Genomic DNA, 13,134 nt, shown 5'->3' with positions numbered 1-13,134 from the left:
ATCTCCTGTGCACTCGGGACCGTATTACCAATGACCGGATCGTGCACCTCGGTCACATACTTTGCGCAATCCTCGCTAATCGTGCTGGCTATTGCAGGGAACTGGACAGTCACAAAGGCTTTGCGGCATAGTCGCCGGGTTCTGACGTACCCACATCAATAACAAGGAACAGCCGATGGCGACCCTACTGGTTCTGCACGGACCCAACCTGAACCTGCTCGGCACCCGCGAACCGGGTGTGTACGGTGCAGTCACCCTCGAACAGATCAACCTCGATCTGGAACGACGGGCCCGTGAAGCCGGCCACCATCTGCTCTACCTGCAAAGCAATGCCGAGTATGAATTGATTGATCGCATTCACGCCGCGCGCAACGAAGGCGTGGACTTTATCCTGATCAATCCCGCCGCTTTTACGCACACAAGCGTTGCATTACGTGACGCGCTGCTGGCGGTGAGCATCCCATTCATCGAAGTGCATTTATCGAACGTGCATAAACGCGAAGCTTTCCGCCATCACTCCTACTTCTCCGACGTAGCGGTAGGTGTGATCTGCGGCCTTGGCGCCAGCGGTTACCGACTGGCCCTGGAGGCCGCCCTGGAACACATTGAAGAACAGGCTAAACGCCCCTGACCGACCCTTGGGAGTTGATGATTCATGGATATCCGTAAAGTTAAGAAGTTGATCGAGCTGCTGGAAGAATCCGGTATCGACGAGCTGGAAATCAAGGAAGGCGAAGAGTCCGTACGGATCAGCCGCCACAGCAAGACCCCAGCCCAACAGTTCTACGCACCACAAATGCAAGCGCCGGCTCCGGCCGCAGCTGCCCCAGTCGCCGCACCTGCTGCTGCCGCTGCACCGGCTGCGCCTGCGCTCAACGGTTTCGTGGTCAAGTCGCCAATGGTCGGTACTTTCTACCGCACTCCGGCACCGACCTCGCCAGCCTTCGTTGAAGTGGGCAAGACCGTGAAAGTGGGCGACACCATCTGCATCGTGGAAGCGATGAAGATGATGAACCACATCACGGCCGAAAAAGCCGGCGTCATCGAATCCATCCTGGTAGAAAACGGTCAGCCGGTTGAGTACGACCAGCCGCTGTTCACCATCGTTTGAACCGCGGAGCGCCTTCGATGTTGAAACCTGCGAAGAAACTGCAAAAAGTCCTGATCGCCAACCGCGGCGAGATCGCGCTGCGGATCCTGCGCGCCTGTAAGGAAGAGGGCATCAAGACCGTCGCTGTTTACTCGACGGCCGATACCGAACTGATGCACGTGAAACTGGCGGACGAAAGCATTTGCATCGGCCCGCCACTGGCCACGAACTCGTACCTGAAAGTCTCGAACATCATCGCCGCGGCGGAAGTGACCGGCGCTGATGGCATCCACCCTGGCTACGGCTTCCTCGCGGAAAACGCCGATTTCGCCGAACAGGTGGAAAAATCCGGCTTCGCCTTCATCGGCCCGAAAGCCGAGACCATTCGCCTGATGGGCGACAAGGTTTCGGCCAAGGACGCCATGATCGCCGCCGGCGTGCCAACCGTTCCAGGTTCCGACGGCCCGCTGCCCGAAGACGAGGAAACCGCCCTGCGCATTGGTCGTGAAGTCGGTTACCCGGTGATCATCAAGGCCGCCGGTGGCGGCGGTGGTCGCGGCATGCGCGTGGTGCACAAGGAAGAAGACCTGATCGAAGCGGCCAAGCAGACTCGCTCGGAAGCGGGTGCCTGGTTCGGCAACCCGATGGTCTACCTGGAAAAATACCTGACCAACCCACGTCACGTGGAAGTCCAGGTACTGTCCGACGGCCAGGGCCACGCCATTCATCTGGGCGACCGCGATTGCTCGCTGCAACGCCGCCACCAGAAGGTGCTGGAAGAAGCACCGGCACCGGGCCTGGATGAAAAGGCACGCCAGGAAGTCCTGGCACGCTGCGTCAAGGCTTGCATCGACATCAACTACCGTGGCGCGGGTACGTTCGAGTTCCTCTACGAGAACGGCCGCTTCTACTTCATCGAGATGAACACTCGTGTGCAGGTAGAGCATCCGGTTTCGGAGATGGTCACCGGCATCGACATCGTCAAGGAGATGCTGAGCATCGCCGCCGGCAACGTCCTGTCCTTCACCCAGGACGACGTGAAGATGCACGGTCACTCCCTGGAGTGCCGGATCAACGCCGAAGACCCGAAGACCTTTATCCCCAGTCCTGGCCTGGTCAAGCATTTCCATGCTCCGGGCGGCAACGGCGTTCGCGTCGATTCGCACCTGTACAGCGGCTACAAGGTTCCGTCCAACTACGACTCGCTGATCGGCAAGCTGATCACCTGGGGCGCCACCCGCGATGAGGCCATGGCCCGTATGCGCAATGCCCTGGACGAAATCGTGGTCGACGGCATCAAGACCAACATCCCACTGCATCGGGATCTGGTTCGTGATGAAGGCTTCTGCGAAGGTGGTGTGAACATTCACTACCTGGAACACAAGCTGGCCAACCAGTAAGTTTGTGCTCCACCCACAAAACCGCCTTCGGGCGGTTTTGTCGTTTATGGATGCACACAATCCAAATGTGGGAGCGGGCTTGCTCGCGAATGCGGTGTATCAGTCAACATGTCCATCACTGACCACCGCATTCGCGAGCAAGCCCGCTCCCACATTTTGCTCCGTGCACACCCGCTGCACCGCATATCGTCGGCACTGTCGTCTTCTGGCCTGCTCTCGCGTAAACTTGCGCCCTTTCGCAGCCCCACCCCGCTGCACACTCATTTTTTCAAAGGTGCCCGCCATGCCTTGGCTGCAAGTCCGTCTCGCCATCAGCCCAGAACAAGCCGAAACCTATGAAGACGCGTTCCTCGAAGTGGGCGCCGTGTCGGTGACTTTCATGGACGCCGAAGACCAGCCGATTTTCGAGCCTGAGCTGAACACCACGCCGCTGTGGTCCCATACCCACCTGCTGGCCCTGTTCGAAGACGGCACCGACGCCAGCAGCGTGCTTGCCCATATGGAACTGCTCACCGGCGGCCCGCTGCCCGAGCACCATAGCGAAGTGATCGAAGACCAGGATTGGGAACGCAGTTGGATGGACAACTTCCAGCCCATGCGTTTCGGCCAGCGCCTGTGGATCGTGCCAAGCTGGCATGCGGCCCCGGAGCCTGACGCCGTCAACCTGCTGCTGGACCCTGGCCTGGCCTTTGGCACCGGCACCCACCCGACCACCGCCCTGTGCCTGGAATGGCTCGACGGCCAGGACCTGCAAGGCTGCAACGTGCTGGACTTCGGCTGCGGCTCGGGCATCCTGGCCATCGCCGCGCTGCTGCTGGGCGCCAAGGAAGCCGTCGGCACCGATATCGACGTACAGGCCCTGGAAGCCTCCCGCGATAACGCCGGGCGCAATAACATCCCTGAAGGCAAATTCCCACTGTACCTGCCGGAGCAATTGCCCCAGGTGCAGGCTGACGTGCTGGTCGCCAACATCCTCGCCGGGCCTCTGGTTTCGCTGGCCCCGCAGCTGTCGAGCCTGGTCAGGACCGGCGGGCGCCTGGCGCTGTCAGGGATCCTCGCCGAGCAGGGCGAAGAAGTCGCCGCCGCCTACGCCCAGGACTTTGACCTGGACCCCATCGCCAACCGCGATGGCTGGGTACGCATCAGCGGTCGTCGGCGCTAGAATGAGCGCCTGCATGAATCGGATGGCCGCATGACCGACAGTTTCGTCACCCAGTGCCCGCATTGCCAAACCCGCTTTCGCGTCAGCCATGCTCAATTGAGCGTGGCCCGCGGCGTGGTTCGCTGCGGCTCTTGCCTGCAAGTGTTCAATGCCGCCCGCCAGTTGCTGGAGCAACGTGCCCCCGCACCTGAAGCGCCGGCCGCCGAAGCTGCACCACGCGCCATCAGCCAGAAACAGTGGACCGCCGAAGAGCTGGACCTGGACAACCTGGACCTGGACGAAGAACTGGCCAAGCTGGAACGCCGGGAGATCCAACACACCCAACCCCAGGGCAGCGAACGGCGCCTGACCAGCACAGACCGTCGGCAAAAGGACGAGTCGATGAGCGCCAGCCGCGACACAGCCAAGGCCGAAGAGGAACAGTGGGCCGCCAGCCTGTTCAGCGAGCCGCCGGACGAACGGGCTGCGACAATCGCCCACGTCGAGGAAACCGCCGAGCCGGCGCCTGCCTCCACGGGCAAGCCCCCACGTACCGAACCTTCGATGTCCTTCGATATTCATGAGGTGGACGACGAGCCCACGGTGCATACCGACGAAGCCCGCGACCCGCCCGAGCCGATCATCGGCAATGAGCCGGATCAGCCCGTCGAGCCCGAACCACGCCGCAAGCGCCCCCGCGCCACGTCCAACGCCCACGACGAAATGCTGCAGGACCTGGAAGACGACCCGCTGCACCTCTACACCGGCAAACGCCCCGCCGGCTGGGGCCGACGCCTGCTCTGGCTGACCCTGGTGGTGCTGGCCGCCGCCACCCTCGCCGGCCAGTACATCGCCTACCAGTTCGACGACCTGGCCCGCCAGGACAGATACCGACCGTGGTTCCAGGAACTGTGCCCGAAATTGGGCTGCACCGTGCCATCGCGGGTCGATATTGCCCACATCAAGAGCAGCAACCTGGTGGTGCGCAGCCATCCCGAGTTCGCTGGTGCCCTGGTGGTGGATGCCATCATCTACAACCGCGCCACGTTCTCTCAACCGTTCCCACTGCTGGAACTGCGCTTCGCCGACCTTAATGGCCGGATGATCGCCAGCCGGCGTTTCAAGCCTGCCGAATACCTGAGCGGCGAGCTGGCCGGCCAGACCGAGATGCCCTCCCAGACCCCGATCCATATCGCCTTGGACATTCTCGACCCAGGCAACAAAGCTGTGAACTACAGTCTCAGTTTCCACTCCCCCGAGTGATTCGCGGCGCGCGTCAAGGTTCGGACGGCTGGTTATTGACTTGGCCGTCCACGACCAAACCGCCGGCGATAAGAAAATAACTGCTCAGATTTTATCCAATTCAGCCTTTAACCAGTCATCGAGAGCGGGTATCATGCCAACCCTTTTTCGAACTCTAATGATCCGGCCCCACAACAGGGAAGTCCTATGTCGGCGGTACGCATCGGCCCATATACATTGCCAAACGCTTTGATTCTCGCCCCGATGGCGGGTGTCACCGACCAGCCCTTTCGTCAGCTGTGCAAACGTTTGGGGGCAGGCCTTGTAGTCTCGGAAATGGTCACCAGCGACATGAGCTTGTGGAACACCCGCAAATCGCGGATGCGCATGATCCACGAAGGCGATCCCGAGCCCCGCTCGGTACAGATCGCCGGGGGTGATGCGCAGATGCTGGCGGATGCGGCCCGAGCCAACGTGGAGCTGGGTGCACAGATTATTGACATCAACATGGGTTGCCCGGCAAAGAAGGTCTGCAACAAGGCCGCCGGTTCCGCCCTGTTGAAGGATGAGCAATTGGTGGCCGAGATCCTGCAGGCCGTGGTTGGCGCAGTGGATGTGCCAGTCACCCTGAAGATCCGGACCGGCTGGGACCGGGACAACAAGAATGGCCTGACGGTGGCGAAGATCGCCGAACAGGCGGGCATTACAGCGCTGGCGGTACATGGCCGCACCCGTGCTGACCTTTATACCGGCGAGGCTGAATACGACACCATTGCTGCGATCAAGCAGGCCGTGTCGATTCCGGTCTTTGCCAACGGCGACATCGATTCAGCCGAGAAAGCCCGGCGCGTGCTGCACGCAACCGGTGCCGATGGCCTGTTGATCGGCCGGGCCGCCCAGGGGCGGCCATGGATTTTTCGTGAGATCGAGCACTTCCTGCGTACTGGGCAAATCATGCCGGCACCGGGGTTGATCGAGGTGGAACGTATTCTGCTAGAGCATCTGGCCGCCCTGCACACGTTCTATGGAAACGTGATGGGCGCGCGCATTGCTCGCAAGCATGTGGGTTGGTATCTCGCAACCCTGCCTGGCGCCAAGGAGTTTCGCGCCGGGTTCAATCGTTTGGATGAAACGCAAGCACAGGTCACCGCCGTTCGTGAGTTCTTTGCCGAACGAGACAAGAGCCTGAGAGCAGGGGACGGAGAAGGGGTGGCCGCATGACGATGATGACCGAGACTTTAGTGAGTGGAACAACACCCGTGAGCGACAACGTCAATTTGAAACAGCACCTCAACACGCCGAGCGAAGAAGGCCAGACCCTTCGCGGGAGCGTCGAGAAAGCGCTGCACAATTATTTCGCCCACCTTGAGGGCGCGGCCGTCACGGATGTGTACAACCTGGTGCTCTCCGAAGTCGAGGCGCCCTTGCTCGAAAGCGTGATGAACTACGTCAAGGGCAACCAGACCAAAGCCAGTGAGCTGCTGGGCCTGAACCGTGGGACCCTGCGCAAGAAGCTCAAACAGTACGATTTGCTGTAAGCATTCAATCAAACCAGAAAGGCGCCCGCGTAAAACCGGTCGCCTTTTTTGCTGACTCCTTTGCTTTTGATGGAAATTGAGATGACCGACCAGACTACCCGCCTGCCGATCCGCCGCGCCTTGATCAGTGTTTCCGACAAGACCGGGATCCTCGAATTTGCCCGGGAGCTGGAAGCCCTGGGTGTGGAAATCCTTTCCACAGGCGGGACCTTCAAACTGCTGCAGGACAACGGCGTGGCCGCAGTGGAAGTCGCGGACTACACCGGTTTCGCAGAAATGATGGACGGTCGGGTCAAGACCCTGCACCCGAAAATCCACGGCGGCATCCTCGGCCGTCGCGGTATCGACGATGCCATCATGAACGAGCACGGCATCAAGCCGATCGACCTGGTGGCCGTTAACCTCTACCCGTTCGAAGCCACCATCAACAAGCCAGGTTGCGACCTGCCGACCGCCATCGAAAACATCGATATCGGCGGCCCGACCATGGTGCGCTCGGCGGCCAAGAACCACAAAGACGTAGCCATCGTGGTCAACGCCAGCGACTACGCCCAAGTATTGGAAAGCCTGAAAGCCGGCGGCCTGACCTACGCCCAGCGTTTTGACCTGATGCTCAAGGCGTTCGAACACACTGCCGCCTACGACGGCATGATCGCCAACTACATGGGCACCGTGAACCAGGCTGCCCAGACCCTGAGCACAGAAGATCGCAGCCAGTTCCCACGCACGTTCAACAGCCAGTTCATCAAGGCCCAGGAAATGCGCTACGGCGAGAACCCGCACCAGAGCGCGGCGTTCTACGTGGAGGCCAAGCCAGCCGAAGTGGGCATCGCCACCGCGACCCAACTGCAAGGCAAGGAGCTGTCCTACAACAACGTGGCCGACACCGACGCCGCACTGGAATGCGTGAAGAGCTTCGTCAAGCCGGCCTGTGTGATCGTCAAGCACGCCAACCCGTGCGGCGTGGCCGTGAGCCCGGACGCTGAAGGCGGGATCCGCCAGGCCTACGAGCTGGCCTACGCCACCGATACCGAATCGGCATTCGGCGGCATCATCGCGTTCAACCGCGAGCTGGATGCCGAGACCGCCAAGGCGATCGTCGAGCGTCAGTTCGTTGAAGTGATCATTGCGCCAAGCGTTAGCGAAGAGGCCCGTGCCATCGTTGCAGCCAAGGCCAATGTGCGCCTGTTGGCCTGCGGCGAATGGTCGGCTGACCGTGCCGCTGCCTGGGACTACAAGCGCGTCAATGGCGGCTTGCTGGTACAGAGCCGCGACATCGGCATGATCGGTAGCGAAGACCTGAAAGTGGTGACCAAGCGCGCGCCGACCGAACAAGAGATCAACGACCTGATCTTCGCCTGGAAAGTAGCCAAGTACGTCAAGTCCAATGCCATCGTCTACGCCAAGAATCGCCAGACCATCGGTGTCGGCGCCGGCCAGATGAGCCGCGTGAACTCGGCGCGTATCGCGGCAATCAAGGCCGAACACGCAGGCTTGCAGGTAGTGGGCTCAGTGATGGCCTCCGACGCGTTCTTCCCGTTCCGTGACGGCCTGGACAATGCTGCGAAAGCAGGCGTCACCGCCGTGATCCAACCGGGTGGTTCGATGCGTGATGCCGAGGTTATCGCCGCGGCTGATGAAGCCGGCATCGCCATGGTCTTCACTGGCATGCGCCACTTCCGTCACTGATCCAAATGTGGGAGGGGCTTATGTGGGAGCGGGCTTGCTCGCGAATGCGGTGTGTCATTCGACACATTCCTCACAGGCCCACCGCTTTCGCGAACAAGCCCGCTCCCACATTTTAAAGCGCTCCTGCAGCGCCTACAGAATTCGAGGTTTTTGAAATGAATGTTTTGATCATTGGCAGCGGTGGCCGTGAACACGCCCTGGCCTGGAAAGTTGCCCAGGACCCACGCGTGCAGAAAGTCTTCGTCGCTCCCGGCAACGCCGGCACCGCCATTGAAGCCAAGTGCGAAAACGTCGCCATCGACGTACTGGCCCTTGAGCAACTGGCCGACTTCGCGCAAAAGAACGTTTCCCTGACCATCGTCGGCCCGGAAGTACCGCTGGTGGCGGGCGTCGTGGACCTGTTCCGCAGCCGTGGCCTGGACTGCTTCGGCCCGACAGCCGGTGCCGCCCAATTGGAAGGCTCGAAAGCCTTCACCAAGGATTTCCTGGCGCGCCACAAGATCCCGACCGCCGACTACCAGAACTTCACCGAGATCGAGCCGGCCCTGGCTTACCTGCGTGAAAAAGGCGCACCGATTGTGATCAAGGCCGATGGCCTGGCCGCCGGTAAAGGCGTGATCGTGGCGATGACCCTGCAGGAAGCCGAAGACGCCGTGCGCGACATGCTCGCCGGCAATGCCTTCGGTGACGCCGGTTCGCGCGTAGTGATCGAAGAATTCCTCGACGGTGAAGAAGCCAGCTTTATCGTGATGGTCGATGGCAAGAACGTCTTGCCGATGGCCACCAGCCAGGACCACAAGCGCGTCGGCGACGGCGATACCGGCCCGAACACCGGTGGCATGGGTGCCTACTCCCCTGCCCCGGTGGTCACCGCCCAGGTACACCAGCGTGTCATGGACCTGGTGATCTGGCCGACCGTGCGCGGCATGGCCGATGAAGGCAATGTCTACACCGGCTTTCTGTACGCCGGTTTGATGATCGACAAGGCCGGCAACCCGAAAGTCATCGAGTTCAACTGCCGCTTCGGCGACCCGGAAACCCAACCGGTGATGCTGCGCCTGCAGTCGAGCCTGGTGCTGTTGGTAGAAGCCGCCCTGGCGCAGGCGCTGGACAAGGTTGAAGCCCAGTGGGATCCACGCCCAAGCGTCGGCATCGTGCTCGCCGCTGGCGGCTACCCGGCCGACTACGCCAAGGGTGACCCGATCCAGGGCCTGGACGCAGCGGCTACGCTGGAAGGCAAGGTGTTCCATGCCGGTACCGCGCTCAAGGATGGCCAGGTCGTGACTGCCGGTGGCCGTGTGTTGTGTGCCACCGCCATGGGCGCCAGTGTCGATGCCGCCCAGCAGCAAGCCTACACGCTGGCTGCCAAGATCGACTGGCAGGGCTGCTTCTACCGCAAGGACATCGGCTATCGCGCCATTGCCCGTGAGCAGGGCGAAGATCAGTAAACAGCTATCCGTTCGGCTAGGCAGGGGCCTTTGGCCCTTGCCGTCCTATTACGGTCCCGCGCATAGTTAACCCCGTGCATTAACCTACGAAGGGATTTCGCCGTGCGCTGGCTCAGGATCGCCATAGTTTTTACTGTCAGCCTAATGACCCTGCTCTGCCTGTTGCCGGCCCAGGCCCATGCACAAGGCAGTGGCTGGGCCGTATTGCTTGATGAGCAGGCCGACCTGCAATTGAGCGACATTCGCTCATCACGCTACACCAACCAATTCAGCCCTATCGAACTGGACCGGATCACCGCCGCCGAGCCCAATGGTGCACTGTGGGTGCGTTTCAAGCTGCAACCCGGCAAGCACGAGCAATTGCTGCGGGTCTTTGCGCCAGACCTGGCGTACCTGAATCTGTATGTGCTGGACGGCGACACGCTGATCGAGCAAGTGAACACCGGCACTCGCCAACCCCAGGCTGAACGCCCGTTGCCCAGCAGCGACCTCATGCTGCCCCTGCCCCAGAGCCAGAAGCCCCTGGATGTGTATGTGCGCCTGGTTTCAGAGCACGAACTGCGGCCCTACCTGACCCTGGAACCGGCCGTGATGGTTGCCGCCAACCAGACCCAGACGCTGGTCTATGGCCTGCTGTTCGGCTGCCTGTTGATGCTGATCCTGCACAACCTCGCCCGCTACGCCTACCACCGTTCGCGCAGCAGCCTGTGGCTGGCGGCCTGCGAAGTGCTGCTGTTGCTCAGCCTGGTGCTGCTGCTCAACTTGCTGGGCCCCTGGTTGCCGAACTGGCATGCCCTGCAAACCCCGGGCGCCTATATGGCATTGCTGCTGACCGCGCCGTGCGGCCTGATGTTCGCCTACCGCTTCTTCGCGCCGTTGGGGCCGCACCCGCTGAACAAGCTACTGATGGCGGATATCCTGCTGATCGTCCTCTGCGGCCTGTTGCTGCTGTTCGTCAACACCCTGCCGCTGAACATCATCACCTACGCCCTGGTGGCACTGGCCGGCCTGAGCATGCTGTTTGTCTCGGCCTACCACTGGCAAAAAGGCTATCGGCCGGCACGGCTGTTCCTGCTCGCTATGGTGGTGTTCAACACCGGTACGCTGATTATCCTGCCGGCCTTGCTGGGCCTGACCCTGGTGGCCCCGCAAGGCTTGATCATCACCTTGTTGGCGGTGATCTGCGTCAGCGGCCTGTTGATGAGCCAGGCCTTGGGCGAGCGCCAGCGCAGCATCGTCGAGGATCGCTTCAGCCTCAGCCGCGACCTGGCTGCCAGCAACGCCGAAATCGCAGCCAAGGCCGAGTTCCTGGCCAAGATCAGCCACGAGATCCGTACCCCCATGAACGGCGTGCTGGGCATGACCGAATTGCTGCTGGGTACACCGCTGTCGGTCAAGCAACGCGACTACGTGCAGACCATCCACAGTGCCGGCAATGAGCTGCTGACCCTGATCAACGAGATTCTCGACATTTCCAAGCTCGAATCCGGGCAGATTGAACTCGATGACGTGCAGTTCGACCTCAATGCCCTGATCGAAGACTGCCTGAGTATTTTCCGCGCCAAGGCCGAACAACAGAACGTCGAGCTGATCAGCTTTATCCAGCCCCAGGTACCACGGGTCATCAGTGGCGACCCGACACGCCTGCGCCAGGCCCTGTTGAGCCTGCTGGAAAATGCCCTGCAAAAGACCGACGAAGGCGAAGTGCTGATCGTGGTCGCCCTGGATGAACGCAGCAGCAAACCGCGCCTGCGCATTGCCGTGCAAGACAGCGGCCTGCCGATGGACGCCGCCGAGCGCGATGCCCTGCTACACAGCGAACTGCACAGCCAGAACTTCCTCTCGGCCACCCGCCTGAGCGGCCACCTGGGCCTGGTGATCGCCCGCCAACTGATCCTGTTGATGAATGGCGAATTCGGCATCAAGGCTGGCAGCCAGCAAGGCAGCACCCTGTGGCTGACCTTGCCACTGGACCCTGAACGCCTGGAGCATCCGACTTCCGATCTCGACGGCCCGCTGCAAGACGCGAGGGTCCTGGTCGTCGACGATAACGACACCTGCCGCAAAGTGCTGGTGCAGCAATGCACCGCCTGGGGCCTGAATGTCAGCGCCGTGCCGTCGGGCAAGGAAGCCCTGGCCCTGCTGCGAACCAAGGCGCACCTGCGCGATTATTTCGACGTGGTGCTACTGGACCAGAACATGCCTGGCATGACCGGCATGCAACTGGCAGCGAAGATCAAGGAAGACCCGAGCCTGAACCACGACATCCTGCTGATCATGCTCACCGGCATCAGTAATGCACCGAGCAAAATCATCGCGCGCAACTGCGGGATCAAGCGCATCCTGGCCAAGCCGGTCGCGGGCTACACCCTCAAGACCACCCTGGCCGACGAGTTGACCCAGCGCAGCAAAGGCATCGTGCAACCTCGCCACACTGCGCCGAACGTGCCCGTGGCCATCACCGTGCCCAGCGACTTCCGCATCCTGGTGGCTGAAGACAACAGCATCTCCACCAAAGTGATTCGCGGCATGCTCGGCAAGCTCAACCTGCAACCCGACACCGCCAGCAATGGTGAGGAAGCGTTGCAGGCGATGAAGGCCCAGCGTTACGACCTGGTGTTGATGGACTGCGAAATGCCAATCCTCGATGGTTTCTCCGCGACCCAACAGTTGCGGGTCTGGGAAGTCAGCAATCAGCGCACCCGCACGCCAGTGGTGGCGCTGACCGCACACATTCTCTCGGAACACAAGGAACGCGCACGCCAGGCCGGGATGGATGGCCATATGGCCAAGCCGGTGGAGCTGTCGCAACTGCGGGAACTGGTGGAGTACTGGGTGACACAGCGCGAACAGCCGGTGGAGCAGGCGCATACGTCCTGAACTGGAACGACATACGCCCGCTCCCACATTGGTTCGGTGTCGCGCTTTCTGGCATATAAGCCTGATAAACTCCCACTCGCCCTTCCTTCGCTGTGAGCTCCCGCCATGCTCCACGTGTTGTTCAGCGTTTATTTGAAGATGCTGGTGCTGTATAGCCCCTTCTTCGTCCTGTCCTGCTTTATCAGCCTGACCCGCGGCTACTCCAGCAAGGAACGCAGGCGCCTGGCCTGGAAGGTCGCTCTGGCAACGCTGGTGTCTAGCGTGTTGCTCTACCTGTTTGGCCGGGTGATTTTCAGTGTGTTTGGCATCACCGTGGACGCCTTCCGTATCGGCGCCGGCAGTGTGCTGTTTATCTCGGCCCTGGGCATGGCCCAGGGCAAGTCAGCCGTACAGACCGACAATGTGCAGCAGGACGTGACCATCGTTCCGCTGACCATCCCCCTCACCGTCGGCCCCGGCACCATCGGCGCGCTGCTGGTGATGGGGGTCAGCCAGCCCCATTGGGATGACAAGCTCACCGCCATTCTCAGTATCGCCTTGGCCAGTCTGACCGTGGGAGTGGTGCTGTACCTGTCCAACCGTATCGAACGCATCCTCGGCGACCAGGGGCTGCAGATTGTCAGCCGCCTGATGGGATTGTTCGTGTGCGCACTGGCGGCGCAGATCATCTTTACCGGGGTGCGCGGTTACCTCGTGCCCTGAAGCC

General features: G+C 61.4%; 11 protein-coding genes. All 11 read left to right on the top strand.

Annotated features, from left to right (window positions below):
* Positions 1-175 precede the first annotated feature (175 nt).
* The 11 genes from aroQ to HZ99_RS20625 all read left to right on the top strand — a co-directional run bounded on the left by aroQ (position 176) and on the right by HZ99_RS20625 (position 13,130).
* On the top strand, positions 176-631 hold the full coding sequence (aroQ, locus tag HZ99_RS20675) for a type II 3-dehydroquinate dehydratase (RefSeq protein ID WP_038445671.1): 456 nt from the start codon (positions 176-178) through the stop codon (positions 629-631).
* Positions 632-655: 24 nt separating this feature from the next.
* Positions 656-1,111, top strand: a complete 456-nt coding sequence (gene accB, locus HZ99_RS20670) for an acetyl-CoA carboxylase biotin carboxyl carrier protein (protein ID WP_038445669.1) — start codon at positions 656-658, stop codon at positions 1,109-1,111.
* 17 nt (positions 1,112-1,128) lie between these two features.
* The gene (accC, locus tag HZ99_RS20665; RefSeq protein WP_003188188.1) at positions 1,129-2,490 is read left to right on the top strand and encodes an acetyl-CoA carboxylase biotin carboxylase subunit; all 1,362 of its coding nucleotides are present in this window, start codon (positions 1,129-1,131) and stop codon (positions 2,488-2,490) included.
* Between the two features lie 283 nt (positions 2,491-2,773).
* On the top strand, positions 2,774-3,652 hold the full coding sequence (gene prmA / locus HZ99_RS20660; RefSeq protein WP_038445664.1) for a 50S ribosomal protein L11 methyltransferase: 879 nt from the start codon (positions 2,774-2,776) through the stop codon (positions 3,650-3,652).
* Between the two features lie 30 nt (positions 3,653-3,682).
* A complete protein-coding gene (locus HZ99_RS20655; RefSeq protein ID WP_038445663.1) occupies positions 3,683-4,894 on the top strand; it encodes a DUF3426 domain-containing protein in 1,212 nt (403 codons plus the stop codon).
* A gap of 186 nt (positions 4,895-5,080) precedes the next feature.
* Positions 5,081-6,094, top strand: a complete 1,014-nt coding sequence (gene dusB / locus HZ99_RS20650; protein WP_038445662.1) for a tRNA dihydrouridine synthase DusB — start codon at positions 5,081-5,083, stop codon at positions 6,092-6,094.
* The gene (gene fis / locus HZ99_RS20645) at positions 6,091-6,411 is read left to right on the top strand and encodes a DNA-binding transcriptional regulator Fis (RefSeq protein WP_003186237.1); all 321 of its coding nucleotides are present in this window, start codon (positions 6,091-6,093) and stop codon (positions 6,409-6,411) included. Before dusB ends, fis begins: the two co-directional genes overlap by 4 nt.
* An 81-nt stretch (positions 6,412-6,492) precedes the next feature.
* Positions 6,493-8,100, top strand: coding sequence for a bifunctional phosphoribosylaminoimidazolecarboxamide formyltransferase/IMP cyclohydrolase (purH, locus tag HZ99_RS20640; RefSeq protein ID WP_038445659.1), 1,608 nt, complete (start codon positions 6,493-6,495; stop codon positions 8,098-8,100).
* A 155-nt stretch (positions 8,101-8,255) separates the two neighbouring features.
* Positions 8,256-9,548, top strand: coding sequence for a phosphoribosylamine--glycine ligase (gene purD, locus HZ99_RS20635; RefSeq protein ID WP_038445658.1), 1,293 nt, complete (start codon positions 8,256-8,258; stop codon positions 9,546-9,548).
* 102 nt (positions 9,549-9,650) lie between these two features.
* Positions 9,651-12,428 (top strand): hybrid sensor histidine kinase/response regulator, encoded by a 2,778-nt coding sequence (locus tag HZ99_RS20630; protein WP_038445657.1) that lies wholly within the window; start codon positions 9,651-9,653, stop codon positions 12,426-12,428.
* Positions 12,429-12,533: 105 nt separating this feature from the next.
* Positions 12,534-13,130, top strand: coding sequence for a MarC family protein (locus tag HZ99_RS20625; RefSeq protein WP_003171467.1), 597 nt, complete (start codon positions 12,534-12,536; stop codon positions 13,128-13,130).
* The last annotated feature ends 4 nt before the right edge of the window (positions 13,131-13,134 follow it).

The sequence above is a fragment of the Pseudomonas fluorescens genome (assembly GCF_000730425.1).
In the GTDB taxonomy this organism is placed as follows: Bacteria; Pseudomonadota; Gammaproteobacteria; order Pseudomonadales; family Pseudomonadaceae; genus Aquipseudomonas; species Aquipseudomonas fluorescens_X.
The sequence above is the reverse complement of the archived record's forward strand: the minus strand, read 5'-3'. Positions and strand labels throughout refer to the sequence as shown.

Coding starts and splice junctions, on each gene's coding strand:
- purD (WP_038445658.1), top strand. CDS start 8,256: ATGAATGTTTTGATCATTGGCAGCGGTGGCCGTGAACACGCCCTGGCC.
- purH (WP_038445659.1), top strand. CDS start 6,493: ATGACCGACCAGACTACCCGCCTGCCGATCCGCCGCGCCTTGATCAGT.
- accB (WP_038445669.1), top strand. CDS start 656: ATGGATATCCGTAAAGTTAAGAAGTTGATCGAGCTGCTGGAAGAATCC.
- HZ99_RS20655 (WP_038445663.1), top strand. CDS start 3,683: ATGACCGACAGTTTCGTCACCCAGTGCCCGCATTGCCAAACCCGCTTT.
- fis (WP_003186237.1), top strand. CDS start 6,091: ATGACGATGATGACCGAGACTTTAGTGAGTGGAACAACACCCGTGAGC.
- accC (WP_003188188.1), top strand. CDS start 1,129: ATGTTGAAACCTGCGAAGAAACTGCAAAAAGTCCTGATCGCCAACCGC.
- prmA (WP_038445664.1), top strand. CDS start 2,774: ATGCCTTGGCTGCAAGTCCGTCTCGCCATCAGCCCAGAACAAGCCGAA.
- aroQ (WP_038445671.1), top strand. CDS start 176: ATGGCGACCCTACTGGTTCTGCACGGACCCAACCTGAACCTGCTCGGC.
- HZ99_RS20625 (WP_003171467.1), top strand. CDS start 12,534: ATGCTCCACGTGTTGTTCAGCGTTTATTTGAAGATGCTGGTGCTGTAT.
- dusB (WP_038445662.1), top strand. CDS start 5,081: ATGTCGGCGGTACGCATCGGCCCATATACATTGCCAAACGCTTTGATT.